General features: G+C 43.9%; 24 protein-coding genes. 1 reads left to right on the top strand and 23 read right to left on the bottom strand.

Going from position 1 to position 24,870, the window contains the following annotated elements:
- Nucleotides 1-86: 86 nt before the first annotated feature.
- Genes KCX82_RS14885 through KCX82_RS14855 form a run of 7 tightly spaced genes read right to left on the bottom strand, consistent with a single transcriptional unit; the run spans nucleotide 87 to nucleotide 7,199 of the window.
- On the bottom strand, nucleotides 87-1,331 hold the full coding sequence (locus tag KCX82_RS14885) for an MFS transporter (RefSeq protein WP_227019282.1): 1,245 nt from the start codon (nucleotides 1,329-1,331) through the stop codon (nucleotides 87-89).
- Nucleotides 1,332-1,352: 21 nt separating this feature from the next.
- Entirely contained in the window at nucleotides 1,353-3,443 is a 2,091-nt protein-coding gene (locus KCX82_RS14880; RefSeq protein WP_227019281.1) for an acetate--CoA ligase family protein, read from the bottom strand.
- 44 nt (nucleotides 3,444-3,487) lie between these two features.
- Nucleotides 3,488-4,027, bottom strand: coding sequence for a 2-oxoacid:acceptor oxidoreductase family protein (locus tag KCX82_RS14875; RefSeq protein WP_227019280.1), 540 nt, complete (start codon nucleotides 4,025-4,027; stop codon nucleotides 3,488-3,490).
- Nucleotides 4,024-4,758 (bottom strand): thiamine pyrophosphate-dependent enzyme, encoded by a 735-nt coding sequence (locus tag KCX82_RS14870; protein ID WP_227019279.1) that lies wholly within the window; start codon nucleotides 4,756-4,758, stop codon nucleotides 4,024-4,026. Before KCX82_RS14870 ends, KCX82_RS14875 begins: the two co-directional genes overlap by 4 nt.
- A 3-nt stretch (nucleotides 4,759-4,761) precedes the next feature.
- A complete protein-coding gene (gene vorB / locus KCX82_RS14865; protein WP_227019278.1) occupies nucleotides 4,762-5,820 on the bottom strand; it encodes a 3-methyl-2-oxobutanoate dehydrogenase subunit VorB in 1,059 nt (352 codons plus the stop codon).
- The gene (locus tag KCX82_RS14860) at nucleotides 5,817-6,032 is read right to left on the bottom strand and encodes a 4Fe-4S dicluster domain-containing protein (protein WP_227019277.1); all 216 of its coding nucleotides are present in this window, start codon (nucleotides 6,030-6,032) and stop codon (nucleotides 5,817-5,819) included. The genes vorB and KCX82_RS14860 overlap by 4 nt, the downstream gene beginning before the upstream one ends.
- A gap of 18 nt (nucleotides 6,033-6,050) precedes the next feature.
- Entirely contained in the window at nucleotides 6,051-7,199 is a 1,149-nt protein-coding gene (locus tag KCX82_RS14855; RefSeq protein WP_227019276.1) for a Glu/Leu/Phe/Val family dehydrogenase, read from the bottom strand.
- A gap of 316 nt (nucleotides 7,200-7,515) precedes the next feature.
- Here KCX82_RS14855 and KCX82_RS14850 point away from each other — a divergent pair, with 316 nt between their 5' ends.
- Nucleotides 7,516-8,154: a GntR family transcriptional regulator gene (locus KCX82_RS14850; RefSeq protein ID WP_227019275.1), complete on the top strand. Its 639-nt coding sequence runs from the start codon at nucleotides 7,516-7,518 to the stop codon at nucleotides 8,152-8,154.
- Between the two features lie 272 nt (nucleotides 8,155-8,426).
- Here KCX82_RS14850 and KCX82_RS14845 read toward each other — a convergent pair whose 3' ends face one another.
- The 16 genes from KCX82_RS14845 to KCX82_RS14770 form a co-directional block, all read right to left on the bottom strand.
- Complete coding sequence (locus KCX82_RS14845) at nucleotides 8,427-10,367, bottom strand: elongation factor G (protein WP_227019274.1); 1,941 nt, start codon at nucleotides 10,365-10,367, stop codon at nucleotides 8,427-8,429.
- A 141-nt stretch (nucleotides 10,368-10,508) separates the two neighbouring features.
- A complete protein-coding gene (locus KCX82_RS14840) occupies nucleotides 10,509-10,667 on the bottom strand; it encodes an OadG family transporter subunit (RefSeq protein ID WP_227019273.1) in 159 nt (52 codons plus the stop codon).
- A gap of 10 nt (nucleotides 10,668-10,677) precedes the next feature.
- Nucleotides 10,678-11,811 (bottom strand): sodium ion-translocating decarboxylase subunit beta, encoded by a 1,134-nt coding sequence (locus KCX82_RS14835; protein ID WP_227019272.1) that lies wholly within the window; start codon nucleotides 11,809-11,811, stop codon nucleotides 10,678-10,680.
- A complete protein-coding gene (locus KCX82_RS14830) occupies nucleotides 11,808-12,275 on the bottom strand; it encodes a nucleoside recognition domain-containing protein (RefSeq protein WP_227019271.1) in 468 nt (155 codons plus the stop codon). Before KCX82_RS14830 ends, KCX82_RS14835 begins: the two co-directional genes overlap by 4 nt.
- Nucleotides 12,272-12,706 carry a nucleoside recognition domain-containing protein gene (locus tag KCX82_RS14825; protein ID WP_227019270.1) on the bottom strand — a complete coding sequence of 145 codons (435 nt, stop codon included), beginning with the start codon at nucleotides 12,704-12,706 and terminating at the stop codon, nucleotides 12,272-12,274. Before KCX82_RS14825 ends, KCX82_RS14830 begins: the two co-directional genes overlap by 4 nt.
- A gap of 11 nt (nucleotides 12,707-12,717) precedes the next feature.
- On the bottom strand, nucleotides 12,718-14,112 hold the full coding sequence (asnS, locus tag KCX82_RS14820; RefSeq protein ID WP_227019269.1) for an asparagine--tRNA ligase: 1,395 nt from the start codon (nucleotides 14,110-14,112) through the stop codon (nucleotides 12,718-12,720).
- A gap of 162 nt (nucleotides 14,113-14,274) precedes the next feature.
- A complete protein-coding gene (lysS, locus tag KCX82_RS14815; RefSeq protein ID WP_227019268.1) occupies nucleotides 14,275-15,804 on the bottom strand; it encodes a lysine--tRNA ligase in 1,530 nt (509 codons plus the stop codon).
- A 49-nt stretch (nucleotides 15,805-15,853) separates the two neighbouring features.
- Nucleotides 15,854-16,327, bottom strand: a complete 474-nt coding sequence (greA, locus tag KCX82_RS14810; RefSeq protein WP_227019267.1) for a transcription elongation factor GreA — start codon at nucleotides 16,325-16,327, stop codon at nucleotides 15,854-15,856.
- A gap of 119 nt (nucleotides 16,328-16,446) precedes the next feature.
- Complete coding sequence (gene dusB / locus KCX82_RS14805) at nucleotides 16,447-17,409, bottom strand: tRNA dihydrouridine synthase DusB (RefSeq protein WP_227019266.1); 963 nt, start codon at nucleotides 17,407-17,409, stop codon at nucleotides 16,447-16,449.
- On the bottom strand, nucleotides 17,400-18,200 hold the full coding sequence (locus KCX82_RS14800; RefSeq protein WP_227019265.1) for a type III pantothenate kinase: 801 nt from the start codon (nucleotides 18,198-18,200) through the stop codon (nucleotides 17,400-17,402). The genes dusB and KCX82_RS14800 overlap by 10 nt, the downstream gene beginning before the upstream one ends.
- Before the next feature lie 153 nt (nucleotides 18,201-18,353).
- Nucleotides 18,354-19,523, bottom strand: coding sequence for a sodium ion-translocating decarboxylase subunit beta (locus KCX82_RS14795; protein WP_264373286.1), 1,170 nt, complete (start codon nucleotides 19,521-19,523; stop codon nucleotides 18,354-18,356).
- A 45-nt stretch (nucleotides 19,524-19,568) separates the two neighbouring features.
- On the bottom strand, nucleotides 19,569-19,982 hold the full coding sequence (locus KCX82_RS14790; RefSeq protein ID WP_227019264.1) for a biotin/lipoyl-containing protein: 414 nt from the start codon (nucleotides 19,980-19,982) through the stop codon (nucleotides 19,569-19,571).
- Nucleotides 19,983-20,062: 80 nt separating this feature from the next.
- Nucleotides 20,063-20,509, bottom strand: a complete 447-nt coding sequence (locus KCX82_RS14785) for an OadG family protein (RefSeq protein ID WP_227019263.1) — start codon at nucleotides 20,507-20,509, stop codon at nucleotides 20,063-20,065.
- 81 nt (nucleotides 20,510-20,590) lie between these two features.
- The gene (locus KCX82_RS14780; RefSeq protein WP_465250662.1) at nucleotides 20,591-22,132 is read right to left on the bottom strand and encodes an acyl-CoA carboxylase subunit beta; all 1,542 of its coding nucleotides are present in this window, start codon (nucleotides 22,130-22,132) and stop codon (nucleotides 20,591-20,593) included.
- A 219-nt stretch (nucleotides 22,133-22,351) separates the two neighbouring features.
- A complete protein-coding gene (locus tag KCX82_RS14775; RefSeq protein WP_227019261.1) occupies nucleotides 22,352-22,771 on the bottom strand; it encodes an acyl-CoA thioesterase in 420 nt (139 codons plus the stop codon).
- Nucleotides 22,772-23,200: 429 nt separating this feature from the next.
- Entirely contained in the window at nucleotides 23,201-24,844 is a 1,644-nt protein-coding gene (locus KCX82_RS14770; protein WP_227019260.1) for a glycerophosphodiester phosphodiesterase family protein, read from the bottom strand.
- Nucleotides 24,845-24,870: the final 26 nt, after the last annotated feature.

The following is a 24,870-nucleotide window of genomic DNA, read 5'->3' as shown; positions in this document are numbered from 1 at the left end:
GAATATGAACACGGTGGTTTGAAAACACCGTGTTCATGGAAAAACCTTACGAAATAACCGGTTCCCGGTTACCTGCCAAACCGTGATTACTCTGCTGCTTCAGCATCCTGAACCAGCTTTGCTCTTCTTCGGACAAAGAAGGACGCCACACAGCCAACCAGACAAACAAAAGCCAGGAATATGAATATGTAATTATACCCACCGGCACCGTGGTTGTCAAGCCATGTGCCAAACATGGTAGCCATAAAGAAGTCCGGTGTATACCCTATAATGGAGGCAATTCCTACCGCTGTACCCATAACCGCTGCCGGGATCCTGGTTTCATTGGCAATGGAGAAAACAACACCATATAAGGCAAGGCCAAACATGCCGGGAAGCAAGGTATAAATGCTTACGAAGACAACGCCCGTACCTTCCGGGATCATCAATACTCCTGCGAAGAGAGCCGCTAAGATAATAAACAGGAACATAAACCATTTGCTCGTGGATTTAAAGACTTTATCCGCAAGGATTCCGCTGACAGGAGCCAGGATATAGAACAAATAGGTTCTGAAAATAGAGAGTACGCCCGATTCTTCCGGTGTGATGCCTACCACCTCTGTTAAATAGGGGGTGAAATAGCTGGTGCTGGAGTAGATAGAATACCCTGCAAAAATAATGATGGAAAAAATCCAAACGGTAGGGTTTTTAATCAGTTCCCCAACCTGGGAAAGCTTGAATTCATTCACCTTCAGCTCTTTGGATCTCTCTTTATCCTCTTTTACCAGGAACCAGATCAGGACTGCAGCAACTGCAGTACTTGCAGCATAAATCAAGACTGCATTGAAGAACTGTGATTTCATATCTTCGGAGAAACCGGTTGCCCAGATTGCAATGCTGTTTACGATGGCTCCTGTGATCCCATTTCCCATGTAGTATAATCCAAACATAAAGCCCTGTTCTTCTGCGGTTCCAATCAGTCTGATGGTTTTAAACAAGGACCCCCAGAATACAAAAGTAGTGGTAAATGCAAATAAGAACCAGATAGCAAGAGATGCGGTATAACCTAAAGTAAATGCATAAATAACGGTTAGCAGTGTCGTTGAAGCTAAGGAGATAAGGATACATTTTTTCGTTGATGTTTTATCCGCTATGATTCCTCCCGGAATATAAAGGATCATGCAGCCGATTGCGTAAATAGAAGTCAGCAGACCAAGCTGTTGGTTGGTAATGCCCATTGCTGCGATCTGATGATCATAAAATACATATCGGATATAGGGGATAAGGTAAATCGATCCTCCCGCTGCGGATAATGCGAGAATTGATAAGTATTTGCGTTTTTTGCTTTCCACTTTTCTACCTCCATTTAATCATTATTTTTTTATATACAATGCATCCACTGCACAGATGCCTTTTTCATAAATGAATACCGGGTTGATATCCAGTTCGCTCATTTGATCCTTATGTTCGCAGGCAAACTCGGAGACTTTTACCACCGTATCGATCAGGCTTTGAATATCGTATACAGGCTTTCCCCGATATCCCTGGAGCATTTTCACGCCTTTCAGCGAATAGACCATTTCAGCCGCCTCATCTGCTGAAAGCGGTGCCAATCCTAAAGCAACATCCTGGAAGACCTCCACAAATACGCCGCCTGCTCCGCACAATATACAGGGGCCAAACTGGGGGTCGTTGTTGACCCCGATAATCATTTCTGCGCCCATCGGTGCCATTTCACAGATTTGAACGCCTTTGATCTTTGCTCCCGGGCAATGATTTTCGGCATTCATGATAATTTCTTCATAAGCGAGCTTTACCGATTCCTTATCTCTGAGATTCAGTTTCACACAGCCCACATCCGATTTATGAAGAATATCCGGACTGTCAATCTTGGCTACGGCAGCCGTTAGATCCATCCTCTCAAAAATCTCAGCCGCTTCTTCCTTTGAGACTGCTACATCAAATCTACCGCAGGGAATCCCGTAAGAAGCAATCAGCCTTTTACTTTCTGACTCTGTCAAAGCGCTTTTACCAGGAGAATTTGTATGTACTTCCGGTACCGCAACATGAAAATTATGATGCTCCGGTCTGTAGGCAGCAAATTTCAAAATGTTTCGGATCACTTTAAATGCGTATAAAGAAGTTGGCAGTACGGGGACCCCGATCCTTTCCAGCTTTTCAACATAATCCCGGTTTCTTGTATTTTCAGCAAAGGGAAGCATTACTACCGGCTTTGCCCACTCCTTGGTGCAAACCATTTCCAGAGCTTCGCTCATATAAAAGATGGCATTGTCTGCAATCTCCTGCAGCAGGGTATAGCCCACGGCCACCAAACCGATGTTTGGATCCTTCATGACTGCTTCCAGAACCTCAGCATATTTCTTGCTGTCATAGGATAAGGTTGCCGTTGAATCCAGCGGGTTGTTGGGCGTTGCATAGCTAGGCAGTAATTCTTCCAATTTATGCAGGGTGGATTGTTCAAAGTCCGGATAATCTACCCCCACAAGCTGGCCCAGATCCGCACAGATTCCGGTTTCACCCCCTGACAGACTCATACAGGAAAAACCCTCCTGTTCCGGGATCATGTTAAGCGTTGCAAGCGCCTGTGCAGTTGACATCAGTTCCTCCAGGTCATCAACCCGGATGACGCCGAATTTCTGAAATAAAGCATCGTACACTTTATCGGCGCCTGACAGGCTTCCGGTATGGGATGCTGCAATAGCCTGCCCTTTATCCGACCTGCCGGTCTTCAGCATGACAATGGGTTTTCTCTTGATTGCGGCCTTTTTTAGAGCTTCTACGAATCGTTTCGGCTCTTTGACTCCTTCCAGGTACATGGCTATGACTTTCGTATCCGCATCATCGATGAGAAATTCCAGGTAATCCTCCATTTTGCATACTTTGCTGTTTCCTGAGGAAATGGTATAGGAAAACTTCATTCTTGGGCTGTCCATCATGGAAAGCACCAGTTGACCGCTTTGGGATACGACCCCTACGGCTCCCGTCCTGTCCCGTTCTTCTGAAATGAATGCAAAAGGATAGATTCTGTCTATGAAGTTGGCATATCCGGCACAGTTTGGTCCCATAAGTGCGATGTCAAGCTCTTTGCATAGCCGGATCAGGGCTTCCTCTGCCAGTCGGCCTTCTTCCGTCCCTACCTCCCCATATCCGCTGGCATAAACCACCGCAGCACCAACTCCCTTTTTTGCTCCTTCTTTCAGCATCTCCTCTACGGTGCTTTTGGGCGTGCAAATGACGAGCAGATCGATGGGCTCCGGCAAACTGTCTATGGACGGATAGCATTTCTTACCGAAGACAGCATCTCGTTTCGGGTTGACAAAATAATACTTGCTTTCCTCCATATAAGACAGGATATTTCGGCAGGTATCCCCTCCAAAGCCTTCCTTTTCACTGGCTCCCACCACTGCAATCTTATTTGGTTTCAACAGTTTTGTTATATTCATAGATTCTTCTCCATTATCATTTTATCCAAGAAGCAGTTCCATACTTATCGCGCTCTTATCACTGCCTCTTCCGCACCTTTTCGAAAACACAATGCATTTTTAGGGTTCTTTTTACCTTTTGAAAGAAAGAAGTTTTCAATTCCCTCTTCCATTGTCATTTCGTCAAAGAGATCACCTGAAGCAGCCAGTGCGCCCATCATGACGATATTGGCTCCCTTTGGATTTTCCAGTTCCTCTGCAATGGCGGTGGCTTCAATTTCAACCAGTTTTACATCCTCTCTGAAGGTATGCGCCCCGATCAGTGTCTTATTGGAAATAATCACGCCTCCAGGCTTTACCGCTGCTTCAAACTTATCTACCGACGGCATGTTCATTACCATGAGAATATCAATATCCTTTACAAAGGGGCTGGATATCTTCGTATCCGATATCTTCAAATTACAGTTGGCCGTTCCGCCTCGCATTTCACTTCCGTAAGAAGGGATCCATGTAACATTTTTCCCGATATCCACACCGGTTTTTCCTAAAATCAGTCCGGCAGTCAGTACCCCCTGCCCGCCGAAGCCTGCACAAATTATGTTCATTCCTTCGCACCTCCATCACAGAACTCCCCTAAAGGATAGACCTCCCTGACAATATTCTGAATGCGTTCGCAGGATGCAAGTGGTGTCATACCCCAATTCGTCGGGCAGGGCGAAAGAATTTCCACCATGGAATAGCCGCGGCCTGCTTTTTGAGCTTCAAAAGCTTTTCGTATGTATTTCTTTGTTTTCAGAATTTCAGCACTGCTTGTCATGGTTCCCCTGGCCAGATAGGCTACGTCCAGACTCTTCATCATTTTCATTACGTCCAAAGGTTTTCCGGTAGTTGTTACGTCCCTTCCCTTCGGCGATGTGGTTGTTTTCTGATTCTCAAGAGTCGTGGGTGACATCTGCCCGCCAGTCATTCCAAAATTATTGTTATTTACAAATATGACGGTAATATTGTCGTTGCGGATTGCTGCATACATGGTTTCGGAAAAACCGATTGCCAGTGCATCGCCATCTCCCTGATAGCTGAATACCATACTGTCCGGCCTGCATTTTTTCATTCCCACAGCCACTGCTGCCGCTCTTCCGTGCTGAGCCTGAACGATATCGACGCCGTAAGTATCCGGCATCAAAGAGGAACAGCCTACGGCAACGGCGCAAAGAGCATTCCCGTCTTCGCTCATTTCTTCCAGCACCTCGGCAATCAGTCTGTTTACGATACCATGGCCGCATCCGGGACAGAATTTATGATCGACATAAAGCATCTTGGGTCGTTTTCTTTCCATTTGTCAATACACCTCCCTGTCATGGCCTGCAAGGATTTCATCAATTTCATGACAGATATCGCTTGCTTCATAGATCTTCATTCCGCCGCGGATCGGATAAACCGGCGCTGCTCCTCTTACAGTCAGAGCAACATCCTCAATCATCTGAGAAAGGCAGGACATCTCCACACTGGCGTAGGCCTTTACATTTTTGAGCTTTTGAAACGCCGTGACCGGAAACGGGTAAAGGGTAATGGGCCGAATCAGCCCTACCTTCTGGCCCTTTGCCCGGGCCAGATCCACTACTTCCTCGCAGATTCTGGATGATATCCCATAGGCTACCAAAATGAGTTCCGCATCTTCCGTTTGATACTCCTCCCATCTTTGTTCCTTTGCTGCGATAGTATCGTATTTTGCCTTTAGATAGTTGTCGTAATCCGGATTATAATACATCACGGAGGTGTGTCTTTTATTGGGACCATTTCCTTTTCCCCTTAAAGCCCAATCATATTGATCCATATCATGGTCTTTCAGCTCGGGAAACCCTACCGGTTCCATCATTTGACTGATAGAAGCATCCGATAAAAGAATGACCGGATTCCGGTATTCCTCGGCTTTATCAAAGGCCAAAGCCACTAAGTCCGCCGACTCCTGTACGGAATTAGGCGCGTAGACAATGCATCGATAATCGCCGTGCCCGCCGTTCTTTACTGCCTGCCAGTAATCTCCCTGACCGGTAAAGATATCTGCAAGGCCGGAACCGTAACGCATCACGTCTACAATGAGGCAGGGAAGCTCTGCGGAGGCGATATAGGAAATTCCCTCCTGCAGCAGACTGAATCCCGGACCGGAAGAGCTGGTCATTGCCCTTGCTCCCGTGGCCGCCGCGCCATAGACCATAGAAATACCGGAAAGTTCCGATTCACTTTGGATAAAGGTGCCCCCCACCTCCGGCAGCCGCCAGGATAAATACTCCAGTATCTCGCTTTGAGGAGTGATGGGGTAACCGGAAAAGAATCGGCATCCAGCTCTGACAGCTGCTTCAGCGATAGCATCGTTTCCTTTCATCAATTGCTTTTTCATTCCTGCACCTCCTCTTTGATGAATTCATATACATAGTCCGGACAAACCGTATAACAGGTTCCGCAAAGAATGCATTTCTTCGGGTCCACCATTGGGGTGGGATATCCTGCTTTATTGATAGGGCCCTCCAGCACGATTGCTCTTTTAGGACAGTTTGCCACACAATATTCACAGGCTTTGCAGCCCTGGGGATGAATCAACATTTTTTCCATAGTTTTGCCTCTTTCTTCTTAGATGTCCGGAGTGTCAAAGGTATCCGGCGCAAAAAGTTCTCTTGCCACATCCCTCGTTCCTTTTCCCTCTTTTTTGGCCTTTTCAAATACCAGTCTGGTATTTTTTCTGATCAGTTCCGTAGTATCATCTACGATTGCCTGGGGCTCACAGGGAACCAATCCGAATACCGCTACATCGTAGATACGGATTCCTCCAAGATTGCTGACAAAATCCACACAGATATCCACTCCTTTTTCTGCCAGAATCCTGTCAGCCTCAGGAGTAACCGGAATATTAGCTGCTTCAACGATTAAGGAAGCCTTCACTTTATGTGCGTTATCCTTATTGATAACATCTTCCAAAGCAGCAGGCACCAGTACGTCGCACTCAACATCCAGCCATCTGCTGTTGTCTATTACTTCATAATCCTCTGTAAAAGCCGCAGGATCCAATTCTCCCTTTGGCTTTCTTGTCTCGACCAGCTTCTTAATGTCCAGTCCGTCCTTACAGGTTACCAGGCAATTGGCATCTGCAATGCCCACCACTTTGTATCCCATCTTATCCAGACAGACCGCCATGGACGCACCCACACAGCCGAAGCCCTGGAGCAGCACAGTGGCACCCGGTTTTCCGCCCTTTATTTTCCAAGCCTCGTCAAGGGCCGCCGCACAGCCGTATCCGGTGATCATATCGTACATTTTGAAACCGTCATAGGTCATGTCGCATAGTACATCGTGATCTTTGATGCATTGCTGGATCCTGGAATCCTCTCTCATTTCTTTTGTAGAGGGAAGACCAATTCCGATTTCATCCAGAATATTCAGAACATCTCCGTAGTCCACGCCAAGGTCTCCTCCGATGGAAACTCCGGCTTTTATGTAAGGTGCCATGGCGATTAAATAGCGCTTCAGCACCTCTTTGGCATCCGGTGCTTTATAGTCATATGCAATTCCGCCTTTGCACCCTCCTGTAGTTTTGGACTCGGAAGCCTTATATTTGTATCCCATGGTGGTAGCCAGCCGGATGACTTCTTCTCTGGTTACGGTAGGATGCATTCTCGTGCCTCCGCCGCAATAGTGATTGACAAAGTTATAAGCACAGAGCCAGCCCTTGGCATCGCTCTCCACATCGTTCCATTCCACTACGACATAGGGTTTCTTTTCCATTTTGTTTTCCTCCTTTTATGGCAAAACGTAATTTGGGTTCTTGGATAAGCAATCGGATATCCGACCTTGGATTGCAACTAAAGTATATACGTATACATTACAAAAAGTCAATGATATAATTTTACATTTTCCGCTGAATTACCAGGTTAAACCGTCCTAAATAGCTCTAAAATACAGATATATGCCGAAGAATATGTATTTATGTATACGTTAATACATAATGCAATTATTTTTTCTATTTAGTTGCGTATACAGCAAAACTGTGATATAGTATGTCTAGCGTATATAGAAAATTTTACCTAATTTGGAGGCAAATATGAGTACGATATCACTTAGAAATATGGCAACAAAAAGTATTTTAGATAGAATTCAGCACGGAGATATTTCCCCGGATGAAATCATAACGGAATCGCAAATCTGCGATACCCTGAATATCAGCAGGACACCGGTAAGGGAAGCATTGATTGAATTGGTGGCAAACGGCGTTCTGGAAAGGATTCCAAGAAAGGGATATCGGATCTGTGATATCGATCAAAAACAGAAAATTAACGCCTATGTTATCTTAGGAGTTCTGGATGCTCTGGCTGCAAAACTATCCATCAACAATATTACCGATCAGGACATCCGAAGAATGAACGAGACCATTGATTTGATCGATATTGCCATAAAATATGAGAATTACTCTTCCTACTGTGAATTGCAGGAAAAATTTCACCGGATTTATATCGATCGATGTGATAATCCCCAACTCGAAAAAATGCTGGAGGAAATCAAGGCCAGCGTGTCAAGATACACCTATTTCAGTGAGAATTCGGAGAAGCTTTTTACACTGTGCCGCGCTATGAACGAGGAGCACAGGGAAATTGTAAAATTCTTTGAAAGAAGGGATGCTTCCGGCCTGGAGGATTATCTGATCAATACGCACTGGATTACGAAGCACTTTGATGCGATTTAACTTCAAAACTGGGAGGTGCAGGATTGTTAACAGAAATTAATTGGCCGCTTTTACTATTGCTTCTATTGATCTTAGGCTCTATAACAGGTTTTCTCGTGTATTTCTTCAGGTTGGTTATAAAAGCCTTAAAGATTTATATAAAAAAAAATAATGATTGATAGTCTTAAAGATTTGTAATAGCGATTAAAAACCTTAGTTATCTGGAAGGAAAAAAGGCAGCCTCTAAATGATTGATCCAATCATTTAGAGCTGCCTTTCATTTTTATTCGTTATTATTCGGCATCCGCCTTCTTATGTTCTGCTATAATCTTTTCTGCAAGGTGTGCAGGAACTTCTTCATATCGTTCAAATTTCATGGTAAAGCTTCCTCTTGCCTGGGTCATGGATCTCAAGGTGATGGCATACTTAAACATCTCTGCCTGAGGTGCTTCTGCCAATACCCTTTGTCCGCCGCCTGACTGTGGTTCCATACCAAGGATCTTTCCTCTTCTCTTATTCATGTCACCCATGATGTCACCCATGTATTCATCAGGAACAAGAACTTCAACGTGCATCACCGGTTCCAGCAGAATCGGTTTCGCTTCTACGATACCCTTCTTGAAGGCCAGTGAAGCGGCAATTTTAAATGCCATTTCGTTAGAGTCAACGTCATGATAAGAACCATCATAGAATACTGCTTTGATATTTACTACAGGGAAACCTGCAAGAGGCCCTTTTTCCATGGATTCTCTGAGACCCTTTTCTACAGCAGGAACATAGTTCTTTGGAACAGAGCCGCCGAACAACGCTTCTGAGAACTCAAAGATTTCCTGGGACGGTGAAAATTTGATATGAACATCACCATACTGACCGGCTCCACCGGACTGCTTTTTATGTTTACCCTGAACATCAGAGCTGCCTTTAATGGTTTCTCTATAAGGAATCTTCTGATCCACAAGATCTACACCTACGCCGAATTTATCCTTCAGTTTGGCAGTAATGATACCGATTTGGATTTCACCCTGTCCACCAATTAAGGTCTGATGCGTTTCCGTATTTCTTGTCATGACAAAGGATGGGTCTTCTTCCATAAGCTTGTGAAGGCCGGAGCTGATCTTTTCTTCGTCGCCCTTTGCCTTTGGTTCCACTGCCATATATAAAGATGGTTCAGGGAAACCAACAGGAGGATATTTAATAAAATGTGCCTTCTCGCAAAGAGTATCACCGGTTTGAGTGAACTGAAGCTTGGCCGCAGCTACGATGTCACCTGCCACCGCATCTGTTGTTTCCGCCTGATTTTTTCCTCTTAGGAAGAACATATTGCCTAGCTTCTCGGGTTTTTCTACTCTCGTATTAAATATTTCAGTTCCGGAGTGTAATTTACCGGAGATTACTTTCATTAAGGATATTTTGCCTACGAATGGGTCTGCAATGGTTTTAAAAACAAATGCGGAAACCGGAGCAGCAGGATCACACTTGATACTAATCTCAGCATCCTTTGCATCTAATGCCTTATATTCAGCATGATCCTTTGATTTGGGAACGTACTTCAATAAGGTATCCAAAAACTCCTTGACTCCTCTGCCGTCTACAGCACAACAGGTTATAATGGGCACAATATTGCCTGATGCAATACCGGCTACCAGTCCACGATTAAATTCTTCTTCTGTGAATTCTTCTCCGCCAAAGAACTTCTCCAAAAGCTCCTCGTCACTTTCCGCAACGGCTTCTGTCAAAGCATCCCTTTCAGATAACTGAACCACAGATGTACCGAACTTTGCTTTGAGATCGTCAATGACTTTATCAACATCTATATTTTCCTTATCGATTTTGTTGATCAGCATAAACGTTGGCATTTGATATTCTTTACAGGAATTCCATGCTTTCTCTGTACCTACCTGAACTCCCGCAGAAGCGTCAACAACGATGACTGCTGCTTCCACAGCCCTCATTGCCGAATTCACCTCACCGATAAAATCGAAATAACCCGGAGTATCAATAAAATTAATTTTAACCTTATTGTATTCAACTGGTACTATAGAAGTACTGATTGAATATCCTTTCTCTATTTCCATTTTGTCATAATCGGATGTTGTGTTTCCGTCTTCTACCTTACCTAGTCTGTTAATTACTCCTGTAGCAAGTAATGCGGCCTCTAATAATGTAGTTTTTCCACATCCTCCGTGTCCTACAAGTGCAACGTTTCTTATCGTGTCGCTAGTATAGCCTTTCATGTTCAGACCTCCCATATTTTTTTCAAATAGTGGTTTTAGTATATCATTATTTTTTTTAAATAGCAAATAGAAATAGGCCCTGCTCAACAATGACACCATTTTGATACAGGACCTATCTAGTTTGTCCGTGGCTATAAAGTTTTATGATTTTGAACGATCCATTTTTTGCTTTTTACTCATTTTTTTTGATAATGCCAACATGACTTTCGTTGCAAAATAAAATAATATCAAAACCGAAAATACACCGCCCAAACCGAATGCCGTTACTTCAAGGCCCGAGGCCATTAATTGCATATCCATCCTTTCCCTCCTATAACGCTGCCAGTACCTTTGGTACCAGAGCGAGAATCAAGCTTCCTGCAACAACAGAGCCCAGTTGCCCTGCAACATTTGCACTCATTGCCTGCATCAGAATAAAGTTGTTCGGATCTTCTTTGGTAGCCATTCTCTGCACCACACGCCCCGACATGGGGAAGGCGGAAATCCCAGCCGCTCCGATCATCGGATTTACCTTGTCCTTCAGGAACAGGTTCAGCAGCTTGGCAAATAGAACGCCTCCGGCAGTATCAAAGATAAAAGCCACAAGGCCCATACCCATGATCATAATGGTGTGTATATTTAAAAAAGCTTCCACCGTCATGGTGGATCCTATGGTAATCCCCAGAAGCAGTGTTACCAGATTAGCCAGTTCGTTCTGTGCGGCATTGGACAGCCGTGTCAGAACGCCGCAGGATCTTATCAGATTTCCAAACATGAGGGATCCCACCAAAGCCACACTGATCGGGGCAATGATTCCTGCTATTACGGTGATAATAATCGGGAAGAGGATTTCCATAATTCTCGGTATCTCAACCTGAGTATATTTCATCCTGATTTTTCTTTCCTCACGGGTAGTGAGAATTTTAATCACCGGGGGCTGTATAATCGGCACCAGCGACATATAGGAATAGGCGGCTACCGATATTGGGGCAAGATAGTTCTGTGCAAACTCCTTTGCCACGTAGATGGAAGTCGGCCCATCCGCCGCACCGATAATCCCGATGGCGGCAGCTTCCTTTAAATCAAACTGCCCCGTTGAAAGAGCGAACATCATAGTAAAAAAGATACCAAACTGTGCTGCTGCACCGAAGAAAAGCATAAAGGGATTTTGCATTAAAGGCTTAAAATCAATCATAGCTCCTACGGCAATAAAAATCAGTACGGGAAAAAGTTCCGTTTTAATTCCCGCATTATATAAGACGGTTAAAAACCCTTCGTCCCCAATGGCAGAAGACAGCGGTATATTTGCCAGAATGGCGCCAAAGCCGATAGGCAGTAAAAGCATAGGCTCGTACTCCTTGGCAATCGCCAGATAAATCAGCAGTCCTCCGATTGCAAACATGATAAGATGTGTTATTTCAAGGTTTATAACTCCGATCAGAAGTTCATTCCAAAGCCCGTTCATTCAATATTGTCCTCCATTTTTCTGATCATAGGCAGTCTTGCCGCAAGGGCTGTCACCACAAAGGCAATGAGCAGTCTGCCAATGGTAATTGCAATAATATTTGCACCGGCAACATAAAAAATAAATGCTGTTTCAATGATGCCGTGACATAAAAACATAAAAATTCCAATAAGAGCGTAGTCCTTTTTCGGAATCGGTGTTTGCCTGTTGATTTCAATCAAAGTGCCTGCCCCATATGTAACGCCCATAATGACCCCCACAAGAAGAGGGAATATGGACTGATTTTTCATTCCCATTAATTTAGCAAGAAACTGCAGTCTATTTGCCAATTTCTCCATGACGTTATACACCATGAGAATTTCAACAACGATCATGAGAGGGATCAGTATTTTCAGCAAGCTTAGGATCGTAGAAATGCATCCCAAGAAGATCTCCTGAAAGATGACGCTAAAAGATGCACTCACGAAAACACCCCCCCAATCCAACCAACTAAAACTCCTACCAATACGGCAAAAACCATACGGAAAGCAGAATATTTTGCCGCAGACAGACCAATTTTCCGAGCTAATGCAGCCTCAACAGGCATCGAATGGGCTACCAGAACCATCATGGCGATAGTTGTGATCTCCGCAACGGAAAAATCAAAGGTGCTCATTACCGCAATGGTAGCGTATTCATCTGTAAACAAGCCTGTAATCAGAGGCACAATTCCATCACCCGGCAGGTGAAAAAACTTCATTGCCGGTGAAAATAAGCTCTGCAAAAATGGCATTATAGGAGAATATTTAATGAAAACAACGACAGCATAAACCGGCAGTACAATTTTCAAAAGCATAAAAGCTGTTTTTACGCCCTTTATTGCACCGTCTTTGATAGCAGTTCCTAATAGATTCATAATCGTTTCCTCTAAAATTCCGCAGTTTTCGGTGTTCTTGGGAACGGGAGCACGTCCCTGATATTACTCATTCCGGTAATATACATAATGATTCTTTCAAAGCCGAGGCCATATCCCGCATGCTTGACACCGCCGTATTTTCTCAGATCCAGATACCACCAGTAATCCTGCTCGTTTAAGCCCAGTTCATTGATTCTGTTAACAAGATGATCGTATCTTTCTTCTCTTTGGCTTCCGCCGATAATCTCCCCAACGCCGGGCACCAGCAAGTCCATGGCCGCAACGGTCTTCCCGTCTTCGTTAAGTCTCATATAAAAAGCCTTGATTTCCTTTGGATAATCCGTTACAAAGACCGGCTTCCTGTAAATTTCTTCTGTCAGATATCTTTCGTGCTCCGTCTGCAGATCAATCCCCCACTTTACAGGGAACTGGAATTCCTTCTCCGCTTTGGAGAGAATATCCACGGCCTCCGTATAGGTGACCCTTGCAAAATCATTGCTTACAATATTGTTCAGTCGGTCTAGAAGCCCTTTATCGATAAACTCGTTGAAGAACTTCATTTCCTCGAGAGCATGCTCCAATGTGTAATTGATAATATACTTGATCATACTTTCAGCCAGAGCCATGTTATCATGGATATCTGCAAAAGCCACTTCAGGTTCGATCATCCAAAACTCGGAAGCATGTCTGGCCGTATTGGAGTTTTCGGCGCGGAAAGTCGGGCCAAAGGTATATACGTTTCGGAAAGCAAGGGCGAAGGTTTCCGCTTCCAGCTGTCCGCTTACTGTAAGATTGGTTTCTTTTCCGAAGAAATCCTGGCTATAGTCGATTTTTCCAGATTCTGCTCTGGGGAGTTTATCCAGATCCAAAGTGGTCACCCGAAACATTTCCCCGGCACCTTCCGCATCACTTCCGGTGATAATTGGGGTGTGCACATAAACAAAATTGTTTTCCTGGAAAAACTGATGAATCGCATAAGCTACCAGAGATCTTACACGGAATACGGCCGAAAAGGTGTTGCTTCTGGGTCTTAAATGGGCTATCTCACGCAGAAATTCAAGGCTGTGCCTTTTTTTCTGGAGAGGATAGTCGGCGTGTGAACCTGCTTCGACGATAACCTCTCTGGCTTTGATCTCAAAGGGCTGCTTGGACTCCGGCGTCAACACCAGTTCTCCGGTGACACAAAGGGCAGCGGAAATAGGAGCCTTTGCGATTTCATCAAAATTGCTAATGAAGGCTTCTTCATATACAACCTGTACAGACTTGAAGTAACTTCCGTCATTGATTTCTACAAAACCGAATTTGTTAGAGCTTCGGTTTGTTCTGACCCACCCCCGTATGATTATTTCTTTACCGGTGTAATCATCGGTGGAGACAAAAAGCTGCTTTAATTGAATATCTTTCATCATATAACTCCTTTTCGATAAGAAAAGTTTGCCGAAGCAAACTTTTCTAGTAATTCTATGTTTCAAGCAATTATAGCCGTATTAACAGTCCAACGCTGTGGGCAATTTTATATTACCTGTTAGGCGCCGGCAGTAACAACGCTGTGGATAATTTTAACAAGCCTAAAGTGGTTTCATGGTTGGGAACAGGATGATATCTCGTATCGACGGAGAGTTGGTCAGAAGTATGATCACTCTGTCTACCCCGATGCCGAGTCCGCCTGTAGGCGGCAAGCCGACCTCCAGTGCGTTTACAAAATCCTCATCCATTGGATGGGCTTCATCATCGCCGCTTTCCAGCTGTTCCTGCTGCTCTTTAAATCTCTGATACTGGTCGATTGGGTCATTCAGCTCGGAGAAGGCATTGGCAATTTCCCAGGTATTGATATAAGCTTCAAATCTTCTGGTGATTCTTGGATCCTTCGGATCTCTCTTTGCCAGAGGAGAAACCTCAACGGGATGTCCTGTAATAAATACCGGCCCTTCCAAATATTCTTCGCAATATTCCTCAAATAATGCACAGATAACATGACCTCTTGTCATCTTTTCTACATCTTCAAGATGATGCTTTTTGGCCACTTCTCTGGCTTCTTCATCGGTGGTAATGAGATCGAAGTCTTCTCCAACCCATTTCTTAACAGCATCCTGCATGGACAATCTCTGCCATGGAGGTGTCAGATCGAATTTCTTTCCCTGATATTCGATCTGCATAGTTCCTAATACATTTTGAGCAACTGTAGCAATCATGTTCTCGGTGATATCCATCATATCTTCCATATTGCCGTATGCCTGATACAGCTCCATGGAGGTGAATTCAGGATTATGGTTTCGGTCCATACCTTCATTACGGAACATCTTGCCCATTTCATAAACCCTGTCAAAGCCTCCAACAATCAGCCTTTTCAAATAAAGCTCATTCGAGATACGAAGCTTCATATCCAAATCCAAGGTATTATGATGGGTAACAAACGGTCTTGCATTGGCGCCGCCGGCAATGGTGGTAAGAACCGGAGTATCTACCTCCAGGAAGTCTCTTCCTTCCAGGAATTTTTTTATTTCCTTAATCATTTTGGATCGAAGGATAAAGGTCTCCCTTACCTCCGGATTCATAATAAGGTCTACATATCTTTGTCTGTACCGAATATCCTGATCTTTCAATCCATGGAATTTGTTCGGCAGAATTTGAAGGGACTTGGACAGAAGCTTCAGTTCATGAACCTTGATGGAAATCTCCCCATGTTTTGTCCGGAAGACATCACCGACAATACCTACGATATCACCGATATCATAAGTCAGAAAAATTTCATATTCTTCCGGGGTAATGGCATCCTGTCTGATATAGCATTGAATTCTTCCCTGCTTGTCCTGAATATCGATAAAAGATGCTTTTCCCATCTGGCGCTTGGCCATGATTCTCCCTGCACAGGTTACTTCCTGCCCATCCATTGCATCAAAATTATCTTTGATATCCTTGCTGTAATTTTTCACATCCCAGGTCTCCACAAGAAATGGATTTCTGCCCATATCCTGCAGTTTTTTCAACTTATCACGTCTGACCTGTCTCAGTTCATTCAATCCCTCTTCGGATAATTCAATCTCTGCATCAGCTTCATTCACATGCTGGTTCTGAATGTTGTTGTCTTCTGTACTCATCATTTCCCTCTTTTCTAGACTACTATAGTGATTACTGTTCAGTATGAGTCTATTTATATATTTCTAATACCTGATAGTGAACAATCCCATCCGGTACCTGAACTTCTGCAATTTCATTTACCATTTTTCCAAGGAGCGCAGCACCCACTAAAGATTCGTTGGAAATTTTGCCTTCGAAAGGATCTGCTTCTGTCGAACCTACAATAGAGAATTCTGAAATTTCATCCGTCTCCATTTCCTTCACCTTTACTTTAAGGCCAATGCCAACATGATCCTTAGACATAGCGGATTCATCTATAATCTTGGCTTTACGCATCATATTTTCAAGCTTGTTGATTCTCTCCTCCAGCTCTGCCTGCTCATTTTTAGCAGAATCGTATTCGGAGTTCTCGGAGATGTCACCGTAGGAGATAGCCTCCTTAATTCTTTCGGCAACTTCTTTTCTTCTGACCGTAACCAGTTCTTCGTGTTCTGCTACAATCTTCTCATAACCTTCTTTTGTTAACAGCATTTGCTCTGCCATTTTATAATCTCCTTTAATATTTAAAATATGTTCCACACTACCCTATAGATGCGCTCGTATGCGCAATATTATAAAGGATTCCTCGACAAATGTCAAGGAATACCATTGAAAAACAAGGCTTACAAGTTGGCGTCCAATTCTGAAATCACTTCTCTGAGAATCTCCGCCTTGTCGATGCTATTCACCTTTCTTCTTATTTCCGCGGAGCCCGGAAAGCCTTTTAAATACCATCCGACATGCTTTCGCATTTCACGTACGGCGGCATATTCTCCCTTTTCGGCAAGCAATAAATCGAGCTGCTTTCGGATTACAGATACCTTTTCTTGAATGGTGGGAGGAGGAGGCAATGCCTGTCCTTTCCATAACGCCACTGCATCCCTGAAAATCCAGGGATTCCCCATAGCGCCTCTGGCAATCATAACAAAGTCGCAGCCGGTTTCTTTCATCATCCGGATAGCGTCTTCCCCTCTGAAAATGTCACCGTTTCCGATAACCGGAATGGATACGGCTTCCTTCACCTGTTTAATCACATTCCAATCAGCGTGACCACTGTAATATTGTTCTCTCGTTCTGCCGTGTACTCCGATGGCTGAGGCGCCTGCGGCTTCTATAGCCTTTGCAATTTCAACGGCATTTATACTTCTCGAATCCCACCCGATTCTGATTTTTGCGGTTACTGGTTTTTCCGCCTCCGCTACTGCTGTTTTTACGATTTTCTCTATCAGAAGAGGGTCTTTCAAAAGGGCGGAGCCCTCGCCGTTTTTTACAACCTTTGGAACCGGGCAGCCCATATTGATATCAAGAATGCAGTTTTCCCGCCTTGCCAGCGCCTTCGCTCCATAGGAGATAAACTCGGGTTCCGAACCAAAGATCTGATAGGCCACCGGCTTTTCCTCATCATAAATATTCAGCAATCGCTCCGTAGCTTTATCATTATAATATAAACCTTTTACACTGACCATTTCCGAATAGACAAGACCGGCGCCCTGTTCCCTGCAGATCCTGCGGAAAGGTGCATCGGTAATACCGGCCAGAGGTGCCAGAAAAAAAGGATTTTCCAGCTTAACGTTTCCTATTTCCATCCCTTGTGCCCTTTGTTTTTTTCGTATATTAATTCAAGCCCTTCCAGGGTCAGAAGCTTGTCTACACAATCAATACAATCAATGCCGCTTTCGATGAGTGTAGCCAGGCCACCCGTAGCAACTACTTTAGCAGAATTGCCCGAACTGGAATACTGTTCTAATTCTTTCTTCATCTTCTTTACAATATAATCCACCATGCCCATATGTCCGTAAACAAGTCCCGACTGCATGCTTTCAATGGTATTTTTACAGATGACATGGCCGGGTTCCTCCAGTTCAACCTTCGGCAGTTTTGCCGTTTTTTCAAACAAGGCGTCGGAGGCAATTTTAATTCCAGGTGCAATGGTTCCGCCTAAATATTCGGCTTTCTCCGTTATGGCGCAAAAGGTGGTTGCAGTTCCGAAATCCACGATGATCAAGGGCCCTCCGTATTTGGCATATGCCGCTACGGCATTGACGATACGGTCGGCTCCCACTTGTTTCGGGTTATCGTATTTGATAACCAGTCCGGTTTTCACTCCGGGTCCTACTACGATTGCCCTTTTGTTAAAGTATTTCATGGATAAATGCTGCAAGGTATAAAGTACCGACGGAACTACCGTTGAGATAATGATATCTTTGATCTCTTTAGTGCTCAGCCCCACATAGCTGAAAAGCTGATTGATAATCATGCCATACTCGTCAGCGCTTTTGTTGTTGTCGGTTTCCAGTCTCCAGTTTTGAATCAGATTGCCGTCTTTAAAGACTCCTAGAACTATGTTAGTATTCCCTACATCGAATGCTAATAACATATCTGTTCTCCCTTCGTTTAATAAATTGCAGGGCAAACCCCGCTTCAGTAGAATTGACCTACTTAGTATAAACCATATCCCGTTCTTTTACAATAAAAACCGGACTTTGTAAAGTCCGGTTTTCGTATTGTTATTAGGTTGATTCGATCATGATCAGCTAAACATGGACAGCATAACACCCGCTGCTACTGCAGAACCGATTACGCCGGCTACGTTAGGACCCATTGCATGCATTAAAAGGAAGTTGGATGGATTTTCGGCCTGACCTACCTTTTGTGATACACGCGCTGCCATTGGGACTGCAGAAACCCCTGCAGAACCGATCAGCGGATTGATTTTACCGCCTGATAATACGCACATCAGTTTTCCAAGAAGGACACCGCCAGCTGTTCCAACTGCAAAAGCAAGTACTCCAAGAACGATGATTTGGATTGTGTCCAGCACCAGGAAAGAAGGTCCCTGAGCGGAAGCTCCTACGGAGATTCCCAGAAGGATTGTAACGATATTGATCAATGCATTGGACGCAGTTTCTGAAAGTCTTGCTGTACAGCCGCTTTCTTTAAACAGGTTGCCCAGCATCAGCATTCCGATAAGAGAAGAAGCCGCCGGAAGGATCAGTATAACAATCACTGATACCATGATCGGGAACAGGATCTTTTCTCTCTGGCTGACCACTCTCAGCTGTTCCATTTTGATGATTCTTTCCTTCTTGGTAGTTAACAGCTTCATAATAGGAGGCTGTATAACCGGCACCAGAGCCATGTAAGAATAAGCCGCTACCGCAATGGCACCCAACAGATGGGGAGCCAGCTTTGTGGTCAGGAAGATAGCTGTCGGGCCGTCGGCTCCGCCGATAATACCGATGGAAGCAGCTTCCTGTGCGTTAAAGTTACAAAACAATACTGCTCCAAGGAACGTGGTAAAAATACCAAATTGTGCTGCCGCTCCTAAAAGCAATGACTTAGGATTCGCAATCAGCGGACCAAAGTCTGTCATGGCACCGATTCCCAGGAAAATAAGCGGTGGGAAAATGCCCAATTTGTTAAAGGAATAAAACAGATAAAAAAGTCCACCTGTTGTTTCCGTTTTGGAAGGATCTATATAAGCATCGAAAGCCGTAACGGTATGCTCGAAAATACCAGACATAGGTAAGTTTGACAGCAGCATCCCGAATGCGATAGGCACCAGAAGCAAAGGCTCAAAGCCTCTTCTGATAGCCAAATACAGGAACAGTAAAGCTACACAAATCATGATAAAGCTCTTTATGTCCATGTTTACGATACCGGTAGTTCCAATAAAATCTTTAATCGTCTCTAAAATCATTTTTATTTCTACCTCCCGTAAGAATATTTCGTTAATATCGGAGGGCTACTTAAGTGAAAGTAATATGTCTCCTGCATTTACTGAAGCACCCTTTGTAACCTGGATTGTGTCAACAGTTCCTGCTCCCGGAGCCATAATTTCATTTTCCATTTTCATAGCTTCGAGAATAAGAAGTACTTGACCCTGCGTTACTGCATCTCCCGGTTTTACCTTGATATCCAAAATAGTTCCCGGCATTGGGCATTCGACGGTCTGTGCGCCGGCGGAAGGAGCTGCTGCAGGTGCTGCTTTTGGAGCCGGAGCGGGAGCTGCTGCAGGTGCTGGAGCTGCTGCAGGTGCCGGAGCTGCTGCTGGTGCCGGAGCTGCCGCTGGGGCTGCTGCTGGTGCGGAACCGGATCCTACTTCTTCTACTTCTACTGCATAAGCAGTGCCATTCACTACGATATTATATTTTTTCATTGTATTTTCTCTCCTTTAAAAATAGTTATATCATAAACCAAGTTCCTAAGATGATACAATGGACGCTTCATTTGCGCTCATTATATTTTTCTGCTTTCAATACAATCTGCCGCACCAGCTCTGCTCCAGGATGTGCTGTTTCCTGAAACTCGGCTGATTTTTCTGATAATCAATTGGTTCGATGTGGAAGACTGGTTTTCCATGGCGGCAATGGCCGCAGTGATAACAGCAATGATTTCTGCGCCGATCTCTGCTGTCGCCGGAGCTGCAGGTGCTGTATTTTGTACTGCTGCTGCCGGGACTGCCGCTGGCGCCGCTAAGGGTGTAGACCCGCTGTTTTTCTTTTCCGTGCCGTTAATGACTTTGGTAACTGCAGCGATAACACCCCACAAAAGGGTCAGAACCACAAAGGTGATCCCCATTCCCATCATTGTTGTAATCAATGCACCTTGTACCAGCTCACCTTTTGACAATTGTTCAAACAGAACAGGGTCTGCAAATCGTTCCATTATGCTTAACTCATTCATCTATGTCACCTCTATTCCTTTCTTCAATTTTCTTTTTGAGTAAACTCTTAAAGTTTTACCCACAAGCCTGCCTTCAAGCTCTTATAGCGGAATATTGCCGTGCTTCTTTGCAGGCAGTGACTGTCTCTTAGATGCCAGCATGTCAAAGGCACTGATAATTCTCTGTCTTGCTGTAGACGGTTCGATAACGTCATCTACATAGCCCATCTCAGCTGCTCTATAAGGATTATTGAATTTCTCTTCATATTCTGCAACTTTCTCCTGTCTTTTAGCCACAGGATCAGCCGCGTTTTTAATATCATTTTTAAAGACGATATTGGCTGCACCTTCGGCACCCATAACTGCAATTTGAGCAGTCGGCCATGCGAGTACCAAATCGGCTCCTAATTCTTTATTACACATTCCAATGTAAGCACCGCCATAAGCTTTTCTAAGAATCATCGTTACCTTTGGAACGGTTGCTTCGCAATACGCATAAAGCATTTTTGCTCCATGTCTGATGATTCCACCGTATTCCTGATCAGTTCCAGGCAGGAATCCAGGAACATCCTCAATCGTCAGCAAAGGAATATTGAAGGCGTCACATCTTCTGATAAATCTGGCGGCTTTATCAGATGCGTTGATATCAAGACAGCCTGCCGCAAACTTTGGCTGATTTGCGATAACACCTACTGTCTGTCCATCTAAACGGATAAAGCAGGTTACCATATTTTTTGCATAATGAGGCATTACATCATAAAACACGCCGTTATCTGCAAGTTTTTTAATAATTTCATAGATGTCATATGCTTTGTTTGGGTTTTCCGGAATGATTTCGTTAAATTCCGGAATTTGTCTGTTCGGATCATCGCCGGTAGCCAAAACCGGAGGTGTTTCCAGATTGTTGGAAGGCATATAGCTTAGAAGATCTCTTACCTGAGCCAGGGTTTCGGTATCATCCTTGCCGATGAAATGTGCTACACCACTGATAGAATTGTGTGTCATAGCACCGCCCAGTTTTTCAGCAGAGATATCCTCGCCGGTAACGGTCTTAATTACCTGAGGCCCTGTAATAAACATCTGGCTTGTTTTGTCAACCATAAATACAAAGTCTGTAATTGCCGGCGAATAAACCGCTCCGCCTGCACATGGTCCCATGATCACGGAGATCTGCGGGATAACCCCTGAGGAAATCGTGTTGTTGTAGAATATTTTTCCGAATCCCGAAAGGGCATTTACACCTTCCTGGATTCTTGCTCCACCGGAATCATTCAGTCCTACGATAGGTGCTCCCATTTTCAGCGCCATATTTTGGACCTTAACAATCTTTTCCGCGTGATATTCACCCAGAGAACCGCCAAGTACGGTAAAATCCTGAGCGTAAGCAAATACCAGTCTGCCGTCAACTGTTCCATAGCCTGTCACAACACCATCTCCGGGTGCGTGCTTATCAGCCATATCAAAATTGTTGCATCTGTGTGAAACGAATACATCGATTTCTACGAAACTGCCTTCGTCAAACAGAAGATCCAATCTTTCTCTTGCTGTCAGCTTGCCTTGTTTATGCTGAGCATCGATTCTTTCCTGTCCCCCGCCTAAAGCAATGGCTGCTTTTTTTGCGCGAAGATCTTCAAGCTTGTTCATACAATACATCCTCCTACTAATTAATTTGCATATATATAAATTGTTCCTATCTTAGCCTGTCTCAGCCCGCACAATTTGTGAAGCAAAATTGCGCTGACGCCTTGCTCTCATAAGACTCAAACAAAATACGCCATGGATAATATTATATTATAATGTATCAATTTTCAACAGATTTTGAATTGTATACATTATATTTCGCCTTGTTTATCCACAGAGATTTTAAAGCCTTTCCGCACGATCCCTGATCTCTTTTTCTTCCTCATCCTGGATCTCATCCATCACGATGCCATGAGGTCTTTTTCGCTTAGTATCCGGTTCTATGCAGACAAAGGTCAGGAACCCATCTACGTGGGTTGTCCCATGAATTTCCGACATAGCCTTTACATATACCGTTATACTGGTATTACCCACCTTGGCCACTTTGGAAAGAAAGGTGATAATATCTCCTTTTTGTACCGGTTTTTTAAATGTAAAACCATGTATATTTACACAGAGTACATCCTGCGGTCTTCCATGCTGGGATGCGGCAGCAACAAAGGCCGCTTCTACCAGCCATTCTGCAGAACGTCCTGCAAATAAGGTCCCGTGATGATTCAGATCTTCTGATTTAACTAAATGGGATATCTTATAATACTTCAATTTTCTTACTCCTTTCTTAGCTCGCCCAATTTGTGAAGCAAATTGTCGGCGAACTTATGCAAGGAAATCACAAATCTTTTTTAGTATACGGATTTGTAGATTTCTACTGCTCTTAGCTCGCCCAATTTGTGAAGCAAATTGTCGGCGAACTTATGCAAGGAAATCACAAATCTCTTTTTTAGTATACGGATTTGTAGATTTCTGCGCCCGTATTTTTTGCTTTCAATTAGTATTCCAGATTTAAATCTATTGATTCCAATTCTTAAATTGTTCACCTGTTTCAATATGTTACCATCATATACCCACAATGTCAAAGTATACATGGGGAATCTAAGAGAAAAGAAAAAAATGGCGAAAACCGGGTGTAAACGCCATATTTATTAGTATTAATCGGTAAATCAAAGAATTTCTCTTTGTTCGACAGGAAGATCAGTATAACTTTTTTGCCGTATCAACAAGCAGCCTTTCTTCTTCTTTGGTCAATTTGGTATTCTTGGGAAGAAAAATAACCAGATCATTCCTTTCTATGTAAGGCCTGCCGGTTATCACCTGATATAGCTCACTTGGTGCCATGGCTTTACTGAGGTACAGACATACTGGATTCTTTACACGCGTGATCCGAAAACCATTACGCAGATAAGGGCTGCCTACTACGATACGATAGGTATCTTCTCCGTATTCTATGGCCAGATCCTTGCCCTGATTCATAGAAACGGATTTGGCTCCAAATGCTGTCATGGTGTCGGACAGGGGAAGGAGAAGCCTGCCGCCGCTGCCCTGCAGAGGGAAGAAGGATTCCTGCCTGTTTTCGTAACGATTTGTCAGACCATTTTGATAAAACCAATGCTCTCCTTTTTTGGCTATCAAAGAGTTCTGCAAGATTTCCCTGAACTTTACGTCAATTTTTGAGCTTTCCATAACCGACAGAAAATCTTTCGGTTCTTTTACGGCATCAAGCCGGTACTCATACTTTTTATGTAATAAACGGAATTTTCCTTCCTCTTTCCAGATCAGATATTCCAATTGGCCGACAGGCTTGCCTGTCACATCATAGATGGTTATGGTCAGCTTATGCTTTCCTTTTTCCCAGAGGTTGAAGTCTTCACCCTGAGTAAGGGTTTTCTTCTCGTCCAGGGTATACTTTACGGATTCCCCCTTTTGCAAGCCATAGACCTTCCATTCGTTTACACTGCTGAAATACTCATCCTCCAGTTTGACAGTTTTCCCGGGATCGTTATTGGAAAGCAGATAATAATCTTTTTCAGGACCCTCAAATTCTTCCGGCAGCAGAGTGCCCGAATACACACCGTATGCCCCCATTTCGGTAAATTCCATAGCCTGCTCCATCGCAGACACGGGATGCACATATATTTTGATTCCGTATGCGGAAAGTTTTTTGCAGTACCCTCTTTCCGCGTAGTAATCCGGCATGGTCACCGCATAAAGATCATGGCTTGTAACAAATTGGGCCAAGGTATCTATATCAAAGTTTGGTTGCGCATAAAGGGTAAAGATGATGTCTTCATATCCAAGTGCTTTCACAGGCTCCAATTCATCATAATCATAAATTTGTGGAATGATTCTGCATACATATTCCGGATATTCCTTTGCGATTTGACTTAACAACTCAAGATTGTCCCCCTTGGTGTCCGATACAATTTTTATTCCAGGGGCTTGTTTCAAAATCGTAATTAATTTATCAAAGGTTAAAACCTCAAGCTGACCGTGAATGGTCAGGTTCAGGAACTGGCTTTGGCTGATTTTCCTATCAAAGACGGTTCCGAAATAATGAAGTGTGGTTCTGTCCCAGTCATGAAGCATAATTACCTTTTGATCCGAGGTAAGCTCCATATCCAATTCTATCAGCTTATAGCCGTGTTCAATAGCCTGATTCAACGCCTCGACGGAATTGGTGGTCTCATAACCCTTATAGACGCCGCCTCCGTGAGCGATCACTTTTTCATAGCTGCGCTCTGCAGTTTCCTCTGCATAGGAATTTACGGCCGAGATTCCGGTTATTAGAACAAAGGTTAAGATCAAAGTGGTGATTCTTGCTGCATTTTTTGTTTTCATTCTTGTCTCCATGTATTGCGTACGGT

The organism is Sinanaerobacter chloroacetimidivorans (assembly GCF_018128545.1).
GTDB lineage: Bacteria > Bacillota > Clostridia > Peptostreptococcales > Anaerovoracaceae > Sinanaerobacter > Sinanaerobacter chloroacetimidivorans.
Note: the sequence above shows the minus strand (reverse complement) of the source record. Positions and strands in the feature narration are given on the sequence as shown.